This window comes from Streptomyces sp. NPDC000348, from assembly GCF_042898795.1.
Taxonomy (GTDB): Bacteria; Actinomycetota; Actinomycetes; order Streptomycetales; family Streptomycetaceae; genus Streptomyces.
This window is the reverse complement of the sequence record NZ_JBIAZD010000002.1, coordinates 429,585-450,917: the sequence shown is the minus strand read 5'-3', so window position 1 is coordinate 450,917 and position 21,333 is coordinate 429,585. Positions and strand designations below refer to the sequence as shown.

At 72.6% G+C, this 21,333-nt stretch carries 15 protein-coding genes; all 15 read right to left on the bottom strand.

Annotated features, from left to right (window positions below):
- Positions 1-77: 77 nt before the first annotated feature.
- Entirely contained in the window at positions 78-1,574 is a 1,497-nt protein-coding gene (locus ACFY3N_RS05865; protein WP_390815385.1) for a D-ribitol-5-phosphate cytidylyltransferase, read from the bottom strand.
- Between the two features lie 225 nt (positions 1,575-1,799).
- Positions 1,800-2,978: a hypothetical protein gene (locus tag ACFY3N_RS05860; RefSeq protein WP_390815383.1), complete on the bottom strand. Its 1,179-nt coding sequence runs from the start codon at positions 2,976-2,978 to the stop codon at positions 1,800-1,802.
- 166 nt (positions 2,979-3,144) lie between these two features.
- Positions 3,145-4,695: an alkaline phosphatase D family protein gene (locus ACFY3N_RS05855; RefSeq protein ID WP_390815382.1), complete on the bottom strand. Its 1,551-nt coding sequence runs from the start codon at positions 4,693-4,695 to the stop codon at positions 3,145-3,147.
- Between the two features lie 191 nt (positions 4,696-4,886).
- Positions 4,887-6,401 carry an FG-GAP-like repeat-containing protein gene (locus tag ACFY3N_RS05850; RefSeq protein WP_390815381.1) on the bottom strand — a complete coding sequence of 505 codons (1,515 nt, stop codon included), beginning with the start codon at positions 6,399-6,401 and terminating at the stop codon, positions 4,887-4,889.
- Between the two features lie 99 nt (positions 6,402-6,500).
- Positions 6,501-7,955: a GTPase ObgE gene (obgE, locus tag ACFY3N_RS05845; protein ID WP_390815380.1), complete on the bottom strand. Its 1,455-nt coding sequence runs from the start codon at positions 7,953-7,955 to the stop codon at positions 6,501-6,503.
- Positions 7,956-8,059: 104 nt separating this feature from the next.
- Positions 8,060-8,314, bottom strand: a complete 255-nt coding sequence (gene rpmA / locus ACFY3N_RS05840; protein WP_003976205.1) for a 50S ribosomal protein L27 — start codon at positions 8,312-8,314, stop codon at positions 8,060-8,062.
- 14 nt (positions 8,315-8,328) lie between these two features.
- On the bottom strand, positions 8,329-8,649 hold the full coding sequence (gene rplU, locus ACFY3N_RS05835; RefSeq protein WP_004931419.1) for a 50S ribosomal protein L21: 321 nt from the start codon (positions 8,647-8,649) through the stop codon (positions 8,329-8,331).
- 217 nt (positions 8,650-8,866) lie between these two features.
- Positions 8,867-9,460 carry a dTDP-4-dehydrorhamnose 3,5-epimerase gene (rfbC, locus tag ACFY3N_RS05830; RefSeq protein ID WP_390815379.1) on the bottom strand — a complete coding sequence of 198 codons (594 nt, stop codon included), beginning with the start codon at positions 9,458-9,460 and terminating at the stop codon, positions 8,867-8,869.
- Positions 9,461-9,474: 14 nt separating this feature from the next.
- Positions 9,475-11,472 (bottom strand): glycosyltransferase family 2 protein, encoded by a 1,998-nt coding sequence (locus ACFY3N_RS05825; protein WP_390815378.1) that lies wholly within the window; start codon positions 11,470-11,472, stop codon positions 9,475-9,477.
- A complete protein-coding gene (rfbD, locus tag ACFY3N_RS05820; protein WP_390815377.1) occupies positions 11,469-12,392 on the bottom strand; it encodes a dTDP-4-dehydrorhamnose reductase in 924 nt (307 codons plus the stop codon). Before rfbD ends, ACFY3N_RS05825 begins: the two co-directional genes overlap by 4 nt.
- Before the next feature lie 115 nt (positions 12,393-12,507).
- Positions 12,508-13,497: a dTDP-glucose 4,6-dehydratase gene (gene rfbB, locus ACFY3N_RS05815; RefSeq protein ID WP_390815376.1), complete on the bottom strand. Its 990-nt coding sequence runs from the start codon at positions 13,495-13,497 to the stop codon at positions 12,508-12,510.
- Positions 13,494-14,561, bottom strand: a complete 1,068-nt coding sequence (locus ACFY3N_RS05810; RefSeq protein ID WP_390815375.1) for a glucose-1-phosphate thymidylyltransferase — start codon at positions 14,559-14,561, stop codon at positions 13,494-13,496. Before ACFY3N_RS05810 ends, rfbB begins: the two co-directional genes overlap by 4 nt.
- A 216-nt stretch (positions 14,562-14,777) precedes the next feature.
- On the bottom strand, positions 14,778-18,980 hold the full coding sequence (locus ACFY3N_RS05805) for a ribonuclease E/G (protein ID WP_390815374.1): 4,203 nt from the start codon (positions 18,978-18,980) through the stop codon (positions 14,778-14,780).
- 261 nt (positions 18,981-19,241) lie between these two features.
- A complete protein-coding gene (locus tag ACFY3N_RS05800; RefSeq protein WP_390815373.1) occupies positions 19,242-20,063 on the bottom strand; it encodes a TIGR03936 family radical SAM-associated protein in 822 nt (273 codons plus the stop codon).
- A 48-nt stretch (positions 20,064-20,111) separates the two neighbouring features.
- Positions 20,112-21,179 (bottom strand): hypothetical protein, encoded by a 1,068-nt coding sequence (locus ACFY3N_RS05795; RefSeq protein ID WP_390815372.1) that lies wholly within the window; start codon positions 21,177-21,179, stop codon positions 20,112-20,114.
- Between the last annotated feature and the right edge of the window lie 154 nt (positions 21,180-21,333).

The window sequence follows — 21,333 nt, the reverse complement described above, 5'->3', positions numbered from 1 at the left end:
GCGAACTCCCGTCGACTAACCGCGTGAACAGGAGGCCGCAGAGGCCTGAATTACGGAAGACTATTTGACGGCAATTATTACACGCCGTCCTGACGGTCCAGCACCGCGGCCAGCGCCTGCTCGAACCCGGTGGCCCGCGCCGCACCCGCCGTCGGGTCCTGCTGCCGCACGTCGATGACATGGCCGGTGAGCTCGGACAACAGCACGTCCAGCGAGGTCCGGGCCACCGCCTCGGAGGACAGCAGGCTGCCCGAGGGCTCCTGCCCGAAAGCCTTGGTGCGCATCGGCGTGGCGGTGCGCTCCGGGTTGATGCAGTTCACCCGGACGCCGTCACCGGCCCATTCGTCGGACAGGGCCTGGGTGAGGTTCACCATCGCGGCCTTGGTCGAGGAGTAGAGGCTGTACTCGGCGCGCCCGCGGGTGTAGCTGCTGGAGGTGTACAGCAGCAGCTGTCCCTTGGTCTCGGCGAGGTACTTGTAGGCCGAGCGGGCGATCTGCACCGGGGCCAGGTAGTTGACCTTCAGCGCCTCCTCGATGGTGGCGTTGTCGGTCTCGGCGAGCTTGCCGATGCGCAGCACGCCCGCGGTGTTGACGACGTAGTCGATGCGGCCGGTCTCGCCGTACGCCTTGGACAGCGCGTCGTCGACCTCCTCCGGGTTCTCCACGTGGGTGCCGGTGGTGGAGCGGCCCAGCGCGTAGACGGTGGCGCCGTAGGACTCGGCGAGTTCGGCGATGTCCTTGCCGATGCCGTACGAACCGCCGAAGACCACCACGGTCTTGCCGGTGAGCAACTGCCGGTAGGCCTCCTCGGAGACCTGCTCGGGGGCGGCGGTGGAGGCGAGCTGGAAGAGCTTGTCGGCGATGAAGACGTCGACCGGCTGGGTGACCTTCATGTTGTACTCGTCGCCCGCCACGACGTGGATCGGCACGTCCGGCAGGTACTTGAGCACGACCGAGCAGTCGTCCGTGGCCTGGAAGTTGGGGTCGCCGGCGGCGACCTCGTAGGCGCGGCGGATGGTGGACAGCTTGAAGGCCTGCGGGGTCTGGCCGCGGCGCAGCCGGGAGCGGTCCGGGATCTCCGTGATGAACTCGCCGTCCTCGCCGTGCGTGCGCGTGACGATGATGGTGTCGGCGGACGGGATGGCCACGTCGACGGCCTGGTAGCGCTCCAGCGCGGTCACGCAGTCGTCGATGACGCGCTGCGACAGCAGGGGGCGCACGGCGTCGTGGAAGAGGACGTTGCGGTCCTCGCCCTCGGCCAGGCCCTCGCCGAGCGCGGCGATGGCCCGCTCGGTGGTCTCGTTCCGGGTCGAGCCGCCCTCGATGACCTTGGCGACCTTCGTGAACCCGGCCTTGGCGACGATCTTCTCGATGTCGGGCACGTACCCCGGCGCCATCAGCACGATGATGTCGTCGATCGAGTCGGCCTTCTCGAAGGTGGTCAGGGTGTGCTCGATGACTGCCTTGCCGGCGATCTTCAGCAGCTGCTTGGGGATCGACAGACCCACCCGCTGACCGGTGCCGCCGGCCAGGATCACTGCGGTGGTACGGGGCTTGGCTATGTGCTGGGACACAGGTGACCTACCTTGGGGCGACAGGGAACTTCGAAATGGTCCCACTTGTGGTTACCGCAGTGCAAGGTGAGCGACCACGGCCGCATATGTGCGCGCAACCTGTCATTCACCCAGGACTCCTGGCGCCCGGTGAGGGTTCCCGGGACGCACGGTGAATTCTTGTGAGTAACTCCACAGGAGTTATGTCATTGCCGTGCGTGACAGGCGTGACACCACCCGGTCGGCTCAGCGCAGGCGCAGCCGTTTCAGGCAGCGGTGACCGAGGACCTTCACGAGCTCCTTCGACGATGTCCGGTGAACGGTACGCCCTTTGCCGGTGCCGTTCGTCGCGGCGACCGTGGCGAGCATCCCGAACAGGGCCTGCGCGGCCGCCTCGGGAGCGAGCCGCGGCTCACCCGCCGGCCCCCCGGACGCCGGCACGCGGGACAGCGACTCCAGGTCGCCGAGGACCCGTACGCCCGTGCCGGCGATCCGCGCGGCCGCCTCGGCGCCGATCCCGGCGGCGGCCTCCAGGGCCCATTGCGGGGTGCTGATCCTCACGTCCTGCGGGGTGGGGCTGCACGCGTTCTTCATATGCGCGATCGCGCCGTGCCGCACCAGCCGCGAATACAGCTCTTCCGGGAGCTCATTGCCGCGGAATTCCTTGTTAAGATTCCGCAGCATTTCGGTCTCGGCGAGGGTGAGGGAACGGTTCGCGGTCTCCGGGACCGGCCGCAGCAGCCCCCCGGGCAGTCCGAGGAGCGCCTCGAAGGTGCGCATCAGCGCGTCCCGGTCGCGGTCGTCGACCACGACGACGGTCACCCGGCCGGGACCGGTCACCCCGGCCCACCGCTCGACCAGCCGGTCGTGCCGGTGCCGGCGCCAGAAGCTGGGGGTGGGCCGGTCGTACGGGGGCCGGCGGAGCATGTGCTCCAGCCACGGCTCGTAGCCCAGCCGCAGCCCGTTCTGCACGTACTGCTGCCACTGCGAGGGCATGATCCGGGCCAGGGGCCGCAGGGTGACCAGGACGTGCACGCGGTCACCGCCGAGCTGCTCGACGATCCGGGCGATCGTCGCCCCGTCCTCGGCGTCCGCGAAGAACTCGCTGCTGATCACGGAGGTGCGCCGCCCGGTGGCCCGCACCCGGTCCAGCAGCCGCTGCCAGTGCCGCTCGGTGGGGACGGTGTCCCCCATCATCGCGGGCCGGGCGCAGGCGGCGAGGACGGCCTCGATCGGGTGCCGGCTGTGCGCCGGGAAGTCGACGCCGTGCCGCGCCATCTCCTCCTTCGCGGCGAACAGCGCGCCCTGGACGGCGGTGGTGCCGGTTTTGTGGGGGCCGATGTGCAGCAGCCGGGTGCCGGCGGGCAGCGGGGGGATCGCGGCGCCGGTGGCCGGGAGTTCTTCTCTCGTACAGTCGGTGTCCATGCCGAGGCACGGTAGGACGGCTCGCTGAGGATGCCGTGAGAGGAGCCTGGGACCCGCCTGAGTGCCGCCCGCCCCTCCCCGCGGGCAATCGTGCCGCAGGGCGGCACGGGTGGGCGCGACGGCACCCTGCAAGCGCCGGGCTGCGCGACACCCCCGGGCTGCCGGCTCAGACCAGGTGGACGCCCGGCCGGCCGGCCTCCACCCGCAGCCTGGCCAGCGTGCTCGGCGTGGCCCGCGGCTTCAGCACGGTGTCCACCACCCGCACGCGGGCGTCGATGCCGCCCGGGCGGATGTCGAACAGGTGGTAGCCGCGGTGGGCGTCGAGCAGCTTCCAGTGCGGGTTGTCCGCGCGCCGCGGGTCCCACTGCGCGCGGAACGCGGCCTGGTCCTGGTCGCCGTTGCTGGAGATGGACGTACCGACGAACTCGGCGCCCACGACCGCGGACTTCGGGTCGGCGAAGTCCGCCTTGAGGTCGCTGACCATCGTCAGATGGCGGTCGCCGGTGAGCACGACGGGGTTGCTCACCCGCCGGAACTCCCGGAGCAGCGCGTTTCGTTCGACCTGGTAGCCGTCCCAGGCGTCGTAGTACCAGAGCTTGCCCTCGCCGATCCGGAGGTCGGTCTCGGCCATCATGATCTGGGAGGCGATCAGGTTCCAGCGGGCGGGCGAGTGGCGCAGCCCGTCGACCAGCCAGCGCTTCTGCGCGGCCCCGAGCATGGTCAGCGACGGGTCCTGGGCGCCCTCCTGGGTGGTGGCCTGGTCGCTGCGGTACTGGCGGGTGTCCAGCACGTTGAGCCGGGCCAGCCGGCCGAACTCGAGCCGGCGGTACATCCGGATGTGCGGCCCGTTCGGCACGGCGGTGGCGCGGACCGGCATGTGCTCGTAGTACGCCTGGTAGGCGGCGGTGAGCCGGGCGACGAACGGGTCGTGCGCCTGCTTGTCGGGGTCCTGCGGGATCTCGCCGGCGAAGTCGTTGTCGACCTCGTGGTCGTCGAAGGTGACCACGAAGGGGGCGTTGGCGTGCATCTCCGCGAGGTCCGGGTCGGAGCGGTACTGGGCGTACCGGTTGCGGTACTGGGTGAGGTCGTACGGCTCACCGGTGCCCTCGTGGCGCCGTACGCCGGTCGCCGAGGGGGTGGACTCGTAGATGTAGTCGCCGACGAACACCACGACGTCCGGGTCCTGGTCCAGCATGTCGGCGTACGGGGTGAAGTAGCCGTGCTGCCAGTTCTGGCAGGAGGCGAGCGCGACCTTCAGCCGGCCGCCGGAGCTGTGCGCGGCGGGCGCGGTGCGGGTGCGGCCGACGCGCGAGAGCTGTCCGCCGGCGCGGAAGCGGAACCAGTACGTGGTGTCCGGGCTCAGCCCGCGGACGTCCACGTGGACGCTGTGCCCGTACGCGCGCCGGGCCGGGGCGACGCCCCGGCGGACGACCTTCTTGAAGCGGGCATCCCGGGCGATCTGCCACTCCACGGCCACGGTGCGGTCGGGCATGCCGCCGCCGTTCAGCGGGTCCGGGGCGAGCCGGGTCCACAGGACGACCCCGTCGGGCAGCGGGTCGCCGGAGGCCACGCCCAGGCTGAACACGCCGTCGGGCAGCTTCACTTCGGCCGCGTGCGCGGTGGCCGGCAGCCACAGCTGGGCGGAGGCGGCGGCGCCGAGTACGGCGGCGCCGGCGGTCAGGACACGGCGGCGGTCGGGCTGAACTGCTCCGGTCATCGGCGAACTCCCCTGCCTCGTGTGGCACTCGGACACTGGGAAGCTCGCGGTCCGGTCGGTCCGTCCGCTGAACACCGCGGTTCGCGTTCATGACAAGCAGGGGGACAACGGGAAACCCGTCGCGGCACGGGAACGCCCCGTTGCCACGACGGGTCCGTCGGGTGAGCGGCGGGCGACGCGGCCCGCGGTCGTCAGTCGGTGAAGGCGATGCCCAGCTGCGCCCCGGTGGCCACCGTGCCGAGGGTGCCCGCGCCGAAGGTCCCGGCGCCGCCCGCGACGGCCGTCGGGGAGGAGCGGAAGTACCACACCGACCCGGCACCGGAGTTCTCCCCCGGCGCGCCGGCGGCGAGGTCGGCGCGTCCGTCGCCGTCGGTGTCGGCGAGGTGGACGGCCCGGCCGAACCTGTCGTTCTTCTCGGCGGTGCCCGGCACATCCGCGGTGTCCTGGGTGACCGTCAGGGCGCCGGCGCCGGTGAGCCCGTTCGCGGTGCCGCGCAGCACGACGACGGCGCCGGCCGCGGACACGCCGCCGAGGTCCTCGCCGGGCACTCCGGTGACGACGTCCTGGTAGCCGTCGCCGTCGACGTCGCCGATGTGGACGTCGGTGCCGAAGGCGTCGCCGGCCTCGGCGGTGCCGGGCACGCCGGGGCGGTCCTGGTTGAGGAAGACGGCCCTCACCCCGTCGGGGCCCTCCGGCGTGCCGGGGATCCAGGCGACCCGGCCGCCCTTGACGTACGGGTTGTCGAGGTCGCTGTCGTATCCGTCCACGGCCCGGCCGACCACGATGTCGTCGTACCCGTCGGCGTTCACGTCCCCCACGTCGAGGTTCTCGCCGCCCTGGAGGCCGGCGCCGTCGATGTCGTAGACGAGGGTGAAGGGGTTGAGCGCGGTGCGGTCGCCCAGCCAGTACACAACCCGGCGGGCGTCGTACTCGTCGCCGTCGTTCTCGGTGGCGACGACGTCGGTGAGGCCGTCGCCGTTGACGTCGCCGGCGGCGAGGTCGAGGACGCGGCTGTCGTACACGTCCTTCACCACCTGCTCGCCGCCCGGGCCGGCGCCGTCCCGGCCGAAGGGGCCCCTCAGGATCCGCAGGTCGTGCAGGTTCTCGACGGTCACCACGTCCGGGCCGCCGTCGCCGTTGACGTCGCCGGCGGTCAGGTGGCCGGCGGCGCCGAGCGCGTCGTGGGCGCTGCGTCCCGAGGCGAGCGCGGTGCCGCCGGAGAGCCCCTGGGGTCCGCCCCACAGCACCTCGACCAGCCCGGCGTTCTCCCCTCCGTCCTCGGTGTCCTCGCGGGCGACGCCGACGACGAGGTCGGCGTAGCCGTCCCGGTCGAGGTCGGCGGTGGTGAGCGCGCTGCCGAACTCGTCGTCCGTCTCGGCGCTGCCGGGGACACCGGCGGTGTTCTGGTGGAACACCTGCTTGCTCGCGGGACGCAGCCCGTTCGCCGACCCGTACAGCACGGCGACGTACCCGGCGCCCTCCTTGCCGGCGACGGTCGCGCCGGGCGCGGCCACGGCGAGGTCGGCGTAGCCGTCGCCGTTGAAGTCGTCGCGCGGCTGCGCGGTGCCGGCGGCCGGCTTCCGATCGGGCGCGGCGTGCGCGCCGGGCACCGCGAGGGTCCCGGCGACGACGAGGGCCACACCGGTCGCGAGCGCGATCCGGGTGGTGCGGGTGAGGTTCCTGTGGTGCGGGGAAGGCGCGGCCATGGCGGGCGTCCTGTCGTAGAACCGGTCGGTTTGCCGTTCAGTACGACTGGCCGGAACACCCGTTGGTTGCCCGGGTGTTCACCACGACTTCACCCGGAGTCACTCCGACTGGAACGGCTCGAAGCCGTCGTACTCCTGCTCGGACTCGTCCCGTTCGGCCTGCTTGTCACGGCGGCGCTGGGCGGCCGGGCGGGGTGCCTCGAAGCGGTGGTCCTCGCCGCGCCGGCCGAGCATCTCCGCGCCGGCGGTGACGGTCGGCTCCCAGTCGAAGACGACCGCGTTGTCCTCGGGGCCGATGGCGACGCCGTCACCGGACCGGGCACCGGCCTTCATCAGCTCCGCCTCGACGCCGAGGCGGTTGAGCCGGTCGGCGAGGTAGCCGACGGCCTCGTCGTTGTTGAAGTCGGTCTGGCGGACCCAGCGTTCGGGCTTCTCGCCGCGCACGCGGAACAGCAGCTCCCCGTCGACGTCCTCGCGGGTGACGGTGAAGCCGGCGTCGTCCACGGCCTTGGGCCGGATGACGATCCGCGTCGCCTCCTCCTTCGGCCTGGCGGCCCGCGCCCGGGCCACCAGCTCGGCGAGCGCGTAGGACAGTTCCTTCAGCCCCGTGTGCGCGACGGCCGACACCTCGAGGACGCGGTAGCCGCGCGCCTCCAGGTCGGGACGGACCATCTCGGCGAGGTCCTTGCCGTCGGGGACGTCGATCTTGTTGAGGACGACGACGCGGGGACGGTCGCCGAGACCGCCGTACTGCCGCAGCTCCTCCTCGATGATGTCGAGGTCGGAGAGGGGGTCGCGGTCGGACTCCAGCGTGGCGGTGTCCAGCACGTGCACGAGCACGCTGCACCGCTCGACGTGCCGCAGGAACTCGAGCCCGAGGCCCCTGCCCTGGCTGGCGCCGGGGATGAGGCCGGGCACGTCGGCGATGGTGTAGACGGTCGACCCGGCGGTGACGACGCCGAGGTTCGGGACGAGGGTGGTGAAGGGGTAGTCGGCGATCTTCGGCTTGGCGGCGCTGAGCACGGAGATCAGCGACGACTTGCCGGCGCTCGGGTACCCGACCAGCGCCACGTCGGCGACGGTCTTGAGCTCCAGGACGACGTCCCGCAGGTCCCCCGGCTCACCGAGCAGCGCGAACCCGGGCGCCTTGCGCCGCGCGGAGGCGAGGGCGGCGTTGCCGAGCCCGCCGCGTCCGCCCTGGGCGGCGACGTACGACGTGCCGTGCCCGACCAGGTCCGCGAGCACGTTGCCCGCCCGGTCCAGGACGACGGTCCCGTCCGGCACGGGGAGGACCAGGTCCTGGCCGTCCTTGCCGCTGCGGTTGCCGCCCTCGCCGGGCTTGCCGTTGGTGGCCTTGCGGTGCGGGGAGTGGTGGTAGTCGAGGAGGGTCGTCACGGACTGGTCGACGGTGAGGATCACGTCGCCGCCGCGTCCGCCGTTGCCGCCGTCGGGCCCGCCGAGCGGCTTGAACTTCTCACGGTGGACGGAGGCACAGCCGTGGCCTCCGTTACCCGCGGCGACGTGCAGCTCGACGCGGTCCACGAAGGTGGTCATGGGATGTGCCTCCAGTTACTACGGGGTTGTCTCTTGTCCAACATGCGAAAGGCGGACCCGCTTCCCGTGGGGGGAAGTGAGGTCCGCCTCGCGAAAGTGTCCGGTCAGGCGACCGGAACGATGTTCACGACCTTGCGGCCACGGTGGGTGCCGAACTGCACCGCACCGGCCTGCAGGGCGAACAGCGTGTCGTCGCCGCCACGGCCGACGCCGGCGCCCGGGTGGAAGTGGGTGCCACGCTGGCGGACCAGGATCTCACCCGCGTTGACGGCCTGACCGCCGAAGCGCTTCACACCGAGCCGCTGGGCGTTCGAGTCGCGACCGTTCCGGGTGGACGATGCGCCCTTCTTGTGTGCCATGTCTCCTCAGTCCCTTACTTCGCAGCCGCGGGGATCTCAGTGACCTTGATCGCCGTGTACTGCTGGCGGTGGCCCTGACGACGGCGGTAGCCGGTCTTGTTCTTGTAGCGCAGAATGTCGATCTTCTGGCCCTTGTGGTGGTCCACGACCTCGGCCTGGACCTTGATGCCGGCCAGCACCCACGGGTCGCTGGTCACAGCGTCGCCGTCGACGACGAGCAGGGTCGAGAGCTCGACCGTGTCGCCCACCTTGGCGGTGGAAATCTTGTCAACCTCAACGATGTCGCCGACAGCAACCTTGTGCTGGCGACCACCGCTGCGCACGATGGCGTACACGCGGATCTCACTCTCACTCGAAGAACGGCACCCCCGCAGGCCAGCCGCCCGGCCAAGAACACGGACGACCTCTCCCGGCCGCCGGAGCACCCGGAAGGAAGAGGTTTACGGGGATGTGGCGGCCCCGATGGACACGCCGACGGTCAAGGTTACGGGGCCGTGGCCGAACGGGTCAAACCGGCCCCGCGGGAGAGCCGGCCCGACCCGGACGCCCGGCTCAGCCGCCGAGGCTCTCCCGGTAGGCCACGCACGCCTCGTAGGAGGGGAGGAGGCCCTGGTCCCGGGCTTCGGCCAGGGTGGGGGCCTGCTCGTCCTTGGCGGACAGGAGCGGGGTGAGGCCGTCGGGCCAGTCGATGCCGAGGGCCGGGTCGAGGGGGTGGATGCCGTGCTCGCGCTCGGGGGCGTAGCCCTCGGAGCAGAGGTAGACCACGGTGGCGTCGTCGGTGAGCGCCATGAAGCCGTGGCCCAGGCCCTCGGAGAGGTAGACCGCGTGGTGGTCCCGGTCGTCCAGGCGGACCGCCTCCCACTGGCCGAAGGTGGGCGAGCCGGTCCGGATGTCCACGATCACGTCGAGGACCGCGCCGCGCACGCACTTGACGTACTTGGCCTGGCCGGGCGGCACGTCGGCGAAGTGGATGCCGCGCAGGGTGCCCCGGCTGGAGACGGACATGTTGGCCTGGGCGAGCGTGAGCGGGTGGCCCGCCGCCTCGGTGAAGACCGGGGCCTTGAACCACTCGTGGAAGCTGCCCCGGCCGTCGGGGAAGATCTTCGGCTCGTGCACCCAGGCACCGGAGAGGGAAAGGGGTCGCATGGAAGGGTCCGTCCTCAGCTCTTCTTCTGGTTCGTCAGTGCGCGCTTGACCCGGCCGGCGGCCCGGCGCCACAGGGGGCGGGGCGGGGCGGGCTTCTTCGGCGCCGGCTTCTGCCCGGCGGGCTTGGCCGGTGGGGTGTGCCGGTCGATCACCCGGGCGGTGCCGTCCTCGGCGACCACCACGTCGACCGGGAGGCGGGTCCACTTGGCCTCGCCGCGGCCGGCCGACGGCACGCCGATCCGGACCGCCCAGCGCTTCCCGGTGAGCTCGTCCAGCGGCAGCGCGGCGGTCACGGTGCGGCCGTCGGTCACGGCGTCGGCCGGGTACTTGCCCACGTTCTTGCGCTCGAAGCGGAGCCGCACCGGGTCCCCGGCGTGCGCCGCGCCGTGCAGCGGCAGCGGGAGCCGTACGGTGGAGCCCTCGACCACGGCGCGGGCCGGGTCCATCAGGGCCACCGCCTCGCGCTCCAGCTTGTTCGTGTGCTGGTCGACGTCGAGGGAGAGGTTGCCCGGTCCGTCGGTCCAGTACGGCAGGACCAGCCGCCTCGGCTCACCGGTGAGCGCGGCCAGCCGTCCGGCGTCCACGTCCTCGCCGCGCACCGCGCCGAGCCGGGTCTCCTTGCTCCAGCCGCAGGACTTGATGCGCATGTGCAGGTCCCAGAGGCCCTTCTCCAGGGGTTTGCCCGCGGCCGCCGTCTCCGGGTCGAGGACGGCGCGCGCGGTGATCCGCTGGCGGAAGGAGCCGTCCCCCGCGTCCAGGCGGTGCGGCTCGCACTCGACCGGGAGGTAGAACTGCCTGGCGTCCTCCCGGTGACGGACCACCAGGTCCACGTCGCTCCTGTCGACCGGGGCCTCCAGGGTGATGCCCTGGTCGTCCAGCGCCTTGAGCGCCTCGTCGGACAGCGGCAGGCCGAGCAGGTCGCGCCCGCCGTCCCGGCGGAAGGTCATCGGCTCGCCGTCGACCTGGTACTCGGAGGTGAAGCCGATGTTCAGGACGCCGTCCTCCCAGGTCAGGGAATCCAGGGTGCCGGTGGGCCGGATCCCGGCCTCCCAGCGGGCGAGGGCGCGGACGTCCTCGTAGAGGTCGGCGGCGACCAGTCCGGCCACCACCTGCTGGGTGGGGGCGACCTTCGCGAACACGCCCGGCCCGAAACGCTCGGTGATCACGCCGCGGATCTCGCGGTACAGCTCCTCGGCGTAGTCCTCGGGGAGGCTGAGCAGCCGGTTGCCGCGCAGCCGCTCGACCATCTCGTTGCGCAGCCAGCGGCTGAACAGCTTGTCGCGCAGCGGGCCGGGCTCGGTGAGCTCCTCGACCACGTCGAGGGCCTCGCGGAGGTTGGCGAAGTAGCCGACCGGGTCGAAGCGCTGGAAGCCTGCGTTGGAGCCGTCGTCGCGGGTGATGTGGTAGTAGCACAGGTAGTCGCCGAGGACGGCGACGCTCCTGGCCCGCAGGTACGCCTCGACGACGAAGACGTGGTCCTCCAGCCGGCGGCGGCCCTCCTTGAAGCGCATGTTGTGCTGCCGGAGGAACTCCCGCCGGAACATCTTGTGCGGGGTGAGGCTGTCGATCAGCGGCGCGTTCTCCACCGTCGCGCGCGGCCGGTTGACCCGGAACAGCTCCTGCGGGACCGGGCGGCCGATGCCCGCCATCTTGCCCACGACCACGTCGGCGTCGTTCGCCTTGCCGTAGTCGTACATCCGCTCGAGGGCTTCGTCGCCGAGCCAGTCGTCGTGGTCGACGAACATGACGTACTCGCCCCGGGCGGCGTCGATGCCGGTGTTGCGGGGCTTGCCGGACCAGCCGGAGGACTCCTGGTGGACGACGTGGAAGTGGGGGTGCTCGGCCGCCAGCCGGTCCAGCAGGGCGGGGGTCTCGTCGGTCGAGCCGTCGTCGACGAAGAAGACCTCGAACTCGTCGGGGGAGAGACTCTGCCGGAGCAGACCGTTGACGCAGTCCTCGACGTACTTGCCCGGGTTGTAGACCGCGATGACGACGCTGACCTTGACTGTCACGCCGGGTTCTCCTTCTCGTGGACCCGGTGGATCTCCGGGAACGCCTCGGTGAGGGCCGCGCGCCAGTCGCGCAGCGGCTCGATGCCGGCCGCGGCGAAGCGCTCGTGGCCGAGCACGCTGTAGGCCGGGCGGGGGGCGGGGCGGACGAACGCCTCGCTGGTGGTGGGGCGGACGCGGTCCGGGTCGGCGCCGAGCAGGCGGAAGATCTCGCGGGTGAAGCCGTACCAGGTGGTCTCGCCGGAGCTGGTGCCGTGGTAGACGCCCGCCGGGGCGGTGCCGGCCAGGGCTCCGCGCCCCAGCTCGACCAGCAGGCCGGCCAGGTCGGCGCTCCAGGTGGGCTGGCCGCGCTGGTCGTCGACGACGTCGAGGGTGTCCTTGAGCCCCTCCAACTTGATCATCGTACGGACGAAATTGCCTCCGCCCGCTCCGTACAGCCAGGCGGTGCGCACGACGTAGCCGCTGTCGGGGAGGGTCTTCAGGACGGCCCGCTCGCCGGCCAGCTTGGTGCGGCCGTAGGCGCTGCGCGGCGCGGTGGGGGCGTCCTCGGCGTACGGCGTCGTGGCGTCGCCCGCGAAGACGTAGTCGGTGGAGACGTGGAGCAGGACGGCGCCGGTGCGGGCGCAGGCGGCCGCGAGGTGGGCGGGGCCGTCGCCGTTGACCGCGAGCGCCTCGGCCTCCCGGGTCTCGGCGTCGTCCACGGCGGTCCAGGCCGCGCAGTTGACGACCACGGCCGGCCGGTGGTGTTCGAGCGCCCGCCGCACGGCGTCGGCGTCCGTGAGGTCCAGCGCCGCCCGGTCCAGGGCGGCGGCCCGCTCGCCCGCCTCGGCCAGCCGGGCCAGCACGTCCCGGCCGAGCATCCCGCCCGCCCCGGTGACCAGCCAGCCGGCCGGCGTGTCCACCTGTTCCTCTGTCGGGTTCATCCCTCTTCCTGTCCTCCGTGCCGGACGGCGCGGGCCCCGGGCGGAGTCCGGGACGCGCCGGAAATGCCTGAACGGGCCCGGGACGGTCCCGGGCCCGCGCGAGACGGGTGGCGCGTCAGCTCAGCGCCGCGCGCTCCTTCAGCGGCTCCCACCAGCCGCGGTTGTCGCGGTACCACTGGACGGTTTCGGCCAGGCCCTCGCGGAAGTCCTTGCGGGGCTCGTAGCCCAGTTCCTCGCGGATCTTGGTGCAGTCGACGGAGTAGCGGCGGTCGTGGCCCTTGCGGTCCTCGACGTACTCGACGCTGGTCTCCCAGTCGGCGCCGCACGCCTCGAGGAGCAGCCCGGTGAGCTCCTTGTTGGAGAGCTCGGTGCCGCCGCCGATGTTGTAGATCTCGCCCGCGCGGCCCTTGGTGCGGACCAGCTCGATGCCCTGGACGTGGTCGTCGATGTGCAGCCAGTCGCGGACGTTGCCGCCGTCGCCGTACAGCGGGACCTTCTTGCCGTCGAGGAGGTTGGTGACGAAGAGGGGGATGACCTTCTCGGGGAAGTGGTGGTGCCCGTAGTTGTTGGAGCAGCGGGTGACGCGGACGTCCAGGCCGTGGGTGCGGTGGTAGGACAGCGCGATCAGGTCGCTGGACGCCTTCGCCGAGGAGTAGGGCGAGTTGGGCTCCAGCGGGTGGGTCTCGGGCCAGGAGCCCTCGTCGATCGAGCCGTAGACCTCGTCGGTGGAGATGTGCACGAAGGTCTGGACGCCGGCCCGGTGCGCGGCGTCGACGAGCGTGTGGGTGCCGACCACGTTCGTGCGGACGAACTCCGCGCCGCCGTCGATGGACCGGTCGACGTGGGACTCGGCGGCGAAGTGCACCACCTGGTCGTGCTCGGCCATCAGCTCGGCGACCAGTTCCGGGTCGCAGATGTCGCCCTGCACGAAGGCGAACCCGGGGTGCTCGCGCACCTCGTCGAGGTTGGCCGGGTTGCCCGCGTACGTCAGCTTGTCCAGGACGGTGACCGCGACGTCACCGGGGCCCTGGGGGCCGAGCACCGTACGGACGTAGTGCGAGCCGATGAAGCCGGCGCCGCCGGTCACCAGGATCCTGGTCGTCATGAGGAGATCTGCACCTTGCTGTGATCACCGAGCACGAGCCGGTGGGCCTTGGGGTTACGGGGGGCGGGCGTGACCTCGACGTCGCGCCCGATGAGCGAGGCCTCCACCCGGCGCACGCCGGTCACGGACGCACCCCGCAGGACGATGGAGTACTCGATTTCGCTGTCCTCGATCCGGCAGCCCTCGGACACCGAGGTGAAGGGGCCGATGTACGCGTCGTTGACCACCGTACCGGCGCCGATGACCGCGGGCCCGACGATCCGGCTGCCGCTGATGCGGGCGCCCTCCTCGATGCGCACCCGGCCGATGATCTCGCTGGCCTCGTCCACCGTGCCCGCGTCGTGGGGCTCGAGGGTCTCCAGGACGGACCGGTTGACCTCCAGCATGTCGGTGACGTTGCCGGTGTCCTTCCAGTAGCCGGAGATCGTGGTGGAGCGGACGTCCCGCTTCTCGTCGATCAGCCACTGGATGGCGTGCGTGATCTCCAACTCGCCGCGCCAGGAGGGCTCGATGGAGCGGACGGCCTCGTGTATGGCCGGGGTGAACAGGTAGACGCCGACGAGGGCCAGATCGCTCTTCGGCTGCTTCGGCTTCTCCTCCAGGCCCACCACGCGTCCGTCGGCGCCGAGTTCGGCGACGCCGAAGGAGGTGGGGTTGGGGACCTTGGTCAGCAGGATCTGCGCGTCGGGCCGCTCGGTGCGGAACTCCTCCACCAGGCCGGTGATGCCGCCGACGATGAAGTTGTCGCCGAGGTACATGACGAAGTCGTCGTCGCCGAGGAAGTCCTGGGCGATGAGCACGGCGTGCGCGAGTCCCAGGGGCGCTTCCTGCGGGATGTACGTGACCTCGATGCCGAACCGGGAACCGTCGCCCACCGCCTCGCGGATCTCCTCCGCGGTGTCACCGACGATGATGCCGACCTCGGTGATCCCGGCGTCGGCGATCGCCTCCAGGCCGTAGAAGAGCACGGGCTTGTTGGCGACCGGCACGAGCTGTTTGGCGGAGGTGTGGGTGATCGGACGGAGACGGGTCCCCGCTCCCCCGGAAAGCACGAGAGCCTTCACGTGTGGCGCCCCAATACTGTGGACCTTGATAGGGGCAGAAAGCCCCCGTTCGTCTGACTTCGCAGTAGATCTTTGGGCACATCATAACCACCCGTCAGGAACAACGATTCACCGGCCATTCACACATTCGACCCCCGAGTGGCCCCCTAATGGCCAAAAAATGATCCGCCCCCGGTGGAACCGGGGGCGGATCGAGATCACCGAACGATCCGGAGGTCAGTCCTCCGTGGACGCGGTCACCGATGACGACGGCTGCTGGGCCGCCGCCGCGGTCTTCTTCGACGCCGTCTTCTTCGCGGTCGTCTTGGTGGCGGCCGACTTGGTGGTCTTCGCCGCCGCCTTCTTGGCCGTCGTCTTCTTGGCGGCGGTCTTCTTGGCCGCCGTCTTCTTCGTGGCGGCCTTCTTCACCGTGGCCTTCTTGGCCGCCTTGCGGGCGGTCTTCTTGGCCGGGGCTGCTTCGGCGGCTTCGGCGGCTTCGGCCGCTCCGGCTTCCTCGGCGGCTTCGGCCGCCTCGGCCGGCTCCCCGGCAGGCGCCGTCTCCGCCGCCGTCGACGGGACGACCACGACGGCCGCCTCCTCGGACGCGGTCGGCGTGCTCGGCTTGCGCACCGCGCGGCGGCGCGGGCGGGCCGGGGCCTCGGTCCCGGCGGGTGCCTCGGCGGGTGCCTCGGCCGGGACCTCCTCGGGCTTCGGCCCAGGCGCCTCGGCGACCGGGGCCGCGGGCTCCGCGACCGTCACCACCGCGGCCTCCGCCCCCGCCGGGGAACCGGCCGGCGCGGACACCTTGCGGGTGGCCCGGCGACGCGTACGGCCCTTGGGCGCGGCCTCCTCGGCGGGTCCGGCGGCCGGCTCGGCGACCGGTCCCGGGACCACCGCGTCCTCGACGGCCGCGGGCTCGGCCAGCGCCTCGGCGGCCGGCTCCGGCCGCACCGGACGCGCGGCCTCCTCGGCGGCCGTCACGTCCTGCGCCGTCGGGGCCTCGGCCTCCGCCCGCTCGCTCTCCCCGGCCCTGTGCCGGGCGGCCCTGGCGGTCTCCCGCCTCGGCGCGCCCGCCGGGGCCGACACCCGCCGGCTCGCCCGGCGGCGCGTACGCCCACGGGTGGCCGCGGCCTCCGCCTCGGCGGCGCTGCTGTACAGCTCCTCGTCCGGCACGAACTCCGGCGCCGGGAGCGCGACCGGCTCGGCGGCCTCGGCGGCGACCTCGGCCGCCGTCTCCGTCTCCGCCTCCTGCTCGGCCGTCTCGACGCCCGCGACCGCCTCGTGCTCGTGCGGCTGCTCCGCCGCACCGGCCCGCGCCCGCTTCCGGCGCTTGCCACCGCCACCGGCGGCGGCGGGCTGGTCCAGGTGCACGATGACACCGCGCCCGTTGCAGTGGACGCAGGTCTCCGAGAACGACTCCAGCAGGCCCTGGCCGACCCGCTTGCGGGTCATCTGGACCAGGCCCAGCGAGGTCACCTCGGCGACCTGGTGCTTCGTACGGTCGCGGCCCAGGCACTCCAGCAGGCGCCGCAGCACCAGGTCCCGGTTGGATTCCAGCACCATGTCGATGAAGTCGATGACGATGATGCCGCCGAGGTCGCGCAGCCGCAGCTGACGCACGATCTCCTCGGCCGCCTCCAGGTTGTTCCTGGTGACCGTCTCCTCCAGGTTGCCGCCCTGGCCGGTGAACTTGCCGGTGTTGACGTCGACGACGACCATCGCCTCGGTCCGGTCGATCACCAGCGAACCGCCGCTGGGCAGCCACACCTTGCGGTCCAGCGCCTTGGCGAGCTGCTCGTCGATCCGGTACGTGGCGAAGACGTCGACCTCGCTGGTCCACTTGGACAGCCGCCCGGCCAGGTCCGGTGCCACGTGCGACACGTACCCGTGGACGGTCTCCCAGGCCTCGTCACCACTGACGATCACCTTGGAGAAGTCCTCGTTGAAGATGTCCCGCACGACCCGGACGGTCATGTCCGGCTCGCCGTACAGCAGCGTCGGCGCGCTGCCGCCGTTCTTGGACTTCTTCTTGATCTCCTCCCACTGCGCCTGCAGCCGCTCGACGTCCCGGCGCAGCTCGTCCTCGCTCGCGCCCTCGGCCGCGGTGCGCACGATGACGCCCGCGTCCTCGGGGACGATCTTCTTGAGGATGGTCTTCAGCCGGGCCCGCTCGGTGTCGGGCAGCTTGCGGCTGATGCCGGTCATCGAGCCCTCGGGGACGTACACGAGGTAGCGGCCCGGGAGGGAGACCTGGCTGGTGAGGCGGGCGCCCTTGTGCCCGATCGGGTCCTTGGTGACCTGCACCAGGACCGACTGCCCCGACTTCAGCGCGGACTCGATGCGGCGCGGGCCGCCCGACATGCCGAGCGCCTCGAAGTTGACCTCACCGGCGTACAGCACGGCGTTGCGGCCCTTGCCGATGTCGATGAAGGCGGCCTCCATCGACGGCAGCACGTTCTGCACCTTGCCGAGGTAGACGTTGCCGACGTACGAGGTCGCCTGCTCCTTGTTGACGTAGTGCTCGACGAGCACGTCGTCCTCCAGGACGCCGATCTGCGTCCGGTCGCCGTGCTGGCGCACCACCATGACGCGCTCGACGGCCTCGCGGCGGGCCAGGAACTCGGCCTCGGTGATGATCGGCACCCGGCGGCGGCCCTGCTCACGGCCTTCGCGGCGGCGCTGCTTCTTCGCCTCCAGACGCGTGGAGCCCTTGATGGACTGCACCTCGTCCGACGGCTCGGCCTTCGGACGGGGCTCGCGGACCTTGACGACGGTGCGCTCGGGATCGTCGGCGGCCGCCTCGGGCTCACCGCCGCTGTCACCGGCGCGACGACGACGGCGGCGACGACGCCGGCTGCTGCTGGACCCGGAGTCCTCGCGGTCCTCGGCCGACTCCGCGTCCTCCTCCTCGTCCTCCTCGACCTGCTCGGCGGTGTCCTCGGCGTCCTGGGCGGCCTGCTCGGCGCCGACGTCCGCGGACTCGCCGTCCTCGATGTCGGCCTCGGCGGAGTCACCGCGCCGACGGCGGCGGCCGCCACGGCGGCGGCGACGGCGCGAACCGGCGGCCTCGCTGTCGTCCTGGTCGTCGGCCTCGGCGTGGTCCTCGGACTGCTCCTCGGCCTCCTCGGTCTCGTCCTCGGCGCGGGTCACGGGAGCGGCCTCGGGCTCGTCGCCCGCACCCCGGCGCCGGCGACGGCGGCGGGAGGCGGCGGGCTGCTCCTCCGGGAACTCCTCGGTCGGCTCGGGCTCCGCCACCGGCTGGGCGACCTCGGCGGCCGCCTCGGCGGCGGCCCGCTCCGGGGTCTGGAAGCGGGGCTCGGTGAACACCGGCGGCTGGAACACGGCGACGGCCGGACGCGCGGGGCGCCGCCGCGAGGTCTCCGCCTCGCCGGACTCGGCGGGCTCGGCGAAGCCGGCGGCGGCCTTGCGGACCACCCGGCGCCGGCGCCGCGGAGCGGCCTCGTCGGCGACGGCCTCAGGGGTCTGCACAGGCTCAGGGGTCTGCGCGGGCTCGGGGGCCTGCGCGGGCTCGGGGGCCTGCGCGGGCTCGGGAGTCTCGGTCACCGGGGCCTCCTCGGCGGCGGGCGCGTCGGCGCGCCGTGTGGCCCGGCGCCGGGTGCGGCGCGGAGCGGCGTCCTCGGCCGTGCCTGCGGCGGCCTCCACCGTCTCGGCGACCTCGGGGGCGGCCTCGGTGGTGGTCCCGGCGGTCTCGGGGGAGGTCACACTGCGCGTGGCCCGGCGCCGGGTACGGCGCGGAGCCGCCTCCTCAGCCGCGCCGGCGGCCGCCTCGGGAGTGGTCTCCGGGATCGCGGGGGCCGTCTCCGGGGTTTCGGCGGTGGTCTCGGCGGCCTCCGGGGAGGTCACACTGCGCGTGGCCCGGCGCCGGGTACGGCGCGGAGCCGCCTCCTCAGCCGCGCCGGCAGCCGCCTCGGGAGTGGTCTCCGAGGCCGCGGGGGCCGTCTCCGGGGTTTCGGCGGTCGCCGTCGGCGAGGTCACGCTGCGGGTCGCACGACGCCGGGTACGGCGCGGGGCCGCGTCCTCGGCCGGGTCCACGGCGACGGCGGGCTGCTCGGGAGCCGGAGCGGTCTCGGGTGCGGCGGGCGTCACCGGGACGACGGTCTCGGCGGCCTCCGCCGACTCGGGTGCCCCGGCCGGCGCGGCCGCGCGGCGGACCACACGACGACGCCGGGGCGCGGCGGCCGGGGCCTCGACGGGCTCGGCCTCCTTCTCCGCCTCGGCGCCCTCCTGTTCCACGAGCCCGTCGGGCTCGGGCGCCTCCACGGCCGGTATGGCCGGCGCGACGGTCTCCGCCGTCGTGTCGGGCGCCCCGGCGGGCGGGCCCGCCGGGCGGGAGGCGGCACGGCGCCGCCGCCTCGGCGGCAGGGTGTCGCTGGGAGTGTTCGGTTCGGAGCCCTCGACGGGCTCGATCGGTTCGAGCATGCGGGCGTTTCTCCCGTCAGGCTCCCGGGCGCCGCACCTGGTCCGGCGATGCCGGTGACGTCCGCGGCGCGCGCGGTGCGCGATCGCCGCCGTCCGGGGCGCGGGCGCCGCACGGGAGCACTCTGTGTCCTGTCTCGCCGGTTCCGTACGCCGAATGCGCACGGCCTGGCGAAAGTCTTCTGGTCGGTGCGCTGCCCGACCCAGGTGGCTCCCGAGGTCGAGGGCGGCGCTTACGACGTGCGTCCCTTCGCAGGACCTTCCTTACGCCGGCGCCGTCGCGGCGGCAGTGGCGCCGGCCGGTTGCGGCTCGGTCGCTGCTGCCTCGCGGTCGGGCGCGAGCGGGTCGGTCACCGTGCCGGTCTCTTCATCGAGCAGCCCCTGCGCCAGCCTGGTCACCGCTGCGGGGACCGGCGGCGCCAGGTCGGCCACGGCGCGGAGACCGGACAGGACGTCGTCGGGTCGTACGGCAGGCGTCACGTGCCGAACAACCAGCCGCAGTATCGCACAGGGGTGGTCGGTCGGCCCAGTAAGGAGCGCGGCGACAGCCTCTCCGGTGGAGCCGGCACCCGCGCCGGGATGCGACGAGTGCACTTCTACGCTCTCCAGCCCCACGACCGCCGAGCGGGCGTCGAAGGTGCGGACGCCGTTCTTGGTCCGGCGCTGGACCTCGACGGCCGGGGCCGCGTTGAAGGCGTCCACCGCGCGGCGGGCGTCCTCGGGGCCTACTCCGTCCAGTCGCAGCTCCCACACGGAGGCCGTCAGCCGGTCGGCGAGACCCGGGGTACGGGCCTCGACCGCCTCGACGATGTCGAGCCCGGCGGGCATCGACTCGTCGAGCAGGCCCCGGAGCCGCTCCGGGTCACGCGGCTCGGTGAGCGCGATCTCCAGATACTCCGCCTCGCTGCCCGTGCCGGTGGGTGCGGCATTGGCGTACGACACCTTCGGGTGCGGTGTGAACCCCGCCGAATACGCCATCGGCACCTCGGCGCGGCGCAGCGCACGCTCGAAGGCGCGCTGGAAGTCACGGTGGCTGGTGAACCGGAGGCGGCCGCGCTTGGTGTAGCGCAGTCGGATGCGCTGCACCGCGGGTGCGGGCGGCGGGCCTTCGGGCTGTCGCTTGCCCAGTGTTGTTCAGTCCTTCGTGAGAGCGGTCGTACTACCACCAAGAGTACGTGCCTCCGGGCCGGTAGGTTCCCGCCGGTGCGTGAGCTGCGGTTTCCTCGGCGCACCGGCCGGTGCGCCGAACAGCGTCCGCCGGAAGTCGGCGCGTGCCCGCCGCACCGAGGCGCGGGCGGCGGCGAGGGCCTGCCGGGTGGCCCGGCCCGCCGCGCGGGCGGCGTCCCCGAGCGGCCGCAGCACCGTGTCGCGCACCACGTGCCCCACCGGAGTCAGCACGCTCCGGTACACCCACCGCACCGGCTCCACGAACACCCACCGCAGGAGCGTTCCCAGCCACCGTCCGACGGCGAGCGAGAGGCGCCCGGCGACGCGCCAGGCATGCCCGAGGGCGTCCCCGGCCTCCCGCGCGACGACCGCGAGCACACGGCCGACGGGCACCAGCACCCGGCGCCACACCGCGAGCGCGGGCAGCACCAGCAGGATCCGGGTGATCCAGTACAGCCCCGTGCCGATCCCGGTGACGACCGTCGTCACCAGCCACAGCAGGCCCTTCACGCACCAGGCGACCGCCCGCCCCGCCGGCGTCAGGACCCACCGGTACAGCCACGCCGAGGGCACGACGACGAGGTACCGCCCCAGCCACACCGCTCCCGCCCACACGCCGGCGCCGATCGCAGCGAGCACGTGACCGACCGGCGTCAGCACATGCGCGTACAGCCACACGGCCGCATGACCGAGGGGAGTCAGCACATGGCGGTGGAACGCGACGGCCGGAAGGACCACCAGCACCCTCCCGAGCCACGCCAGCCCCTTGCCGAACGGCACGAGGACATACCGCCACAGCCCCACGAACGGCCACACGAACACCGCCCGCCCCACCCACAGCAGCGCCCTCCCGAGAGGCCGCAGCAGCGTGCCGTTCAGGAACCGCCCGGCGGCGGCCAGCGCGTCCCACACCATCCGCACCGGCACGACCAGCACCAGCACCACGATCCGCAGGGGGACGCGGATCGCCACGACGAGACACCCCTCACCCGCGGGCGCGGCGGCCGGCGGACCGGCCGGCTTCTCGAGATCCATACCCGTCAGGACGCAGGCGCCGCCCGTCCGGATCCCACGCCCGTGATGCTGTTGACCTCATATGCTGAACACCGGTCGGACATAAGAATTCCGAGATTTATGTAAAACAATTTTCCCTACGGCCGTTCACTCATTCGCCACACATCCAAGTGAA

What these genes read in the sequence shown, in the direction of transcription:
- ACFY3N_RS05850 (WP_390815381.1), bottom strand. Translation starts at nt 6,401, where the DNA reads ATGGCCGCGCCTTCCCCGCACCACAGGAACCTCACCCGCACCACCCGG.
- rpmA (WP_003976205.1), bottom strand. Translation starts at nt 8,314, where the DNA reads ATGGCACACAAGAAGGGCGCATCGTCCACCCGGAACGGTCGCGACTCG.
- rfbB (WP_390815376.1), bottom strand. Translation starts at nt 13,497, where the DNA reads ATGACGACCAGGATCCTGGTGACCGGCGGCGCCGGCTTCATCGGCTCG.
- ACFY3N_RS05805 (WP_390815374.1), bottom strand. Translation starts at nt 18,980, where the DNA reads ATGCTCGAACCGATCGAGCCCGTCGAGGGCTCCGAACCGAACACTCCC.
- ACFY3N_RS05860 (WP_390815383.1), bottom strand. Translation starts at nt 2,978, where the DNA reads ATGGACACCGACTGTACGAGAGAAGAACTCCCGGCCACCGGCGCCGCG.
- obgE (WP_390815380.1), bottom strand. Translation starts at nt 7,955, where the DNA reads ATGACCACCTTCGTGGACCGCGTCGAGCTGCACGTCGCCGCGGGTAAC.
- rfbD (WP_390815377.1), bottom strand. Translation starts at nt 12,392, where the DNA reads ATGAACCCGACAGAGGAACAGGTGGACACGCCGGCCGGCTGGCTGGTC.
- rfbC (WP_390815379.1), bottom strand. Translation starts at nt 9,460, where the DNA reads ATGCGACCCCTTTCCCTCTCCGGTGCCTGGGTGCACGAGCCGAAGATC.
- ACFY3N_RS05795 (WP_390815372.1), bottom strand. Translation starts at nt 21,179, where the DNA reads ATGGATCTCGAGAAGCCGGCCGGTCCGCCGGCCGCCGCGCCCGCGGGT.
- ACFY3N_RS05855 (WP_390815382.1), bottom strand. Translation starts at nt 4,695, where the DNA reads ATGACCGGAGCAGTTCAGCCCGACCGCCGCCGTGTCCTGACCGCCGGC.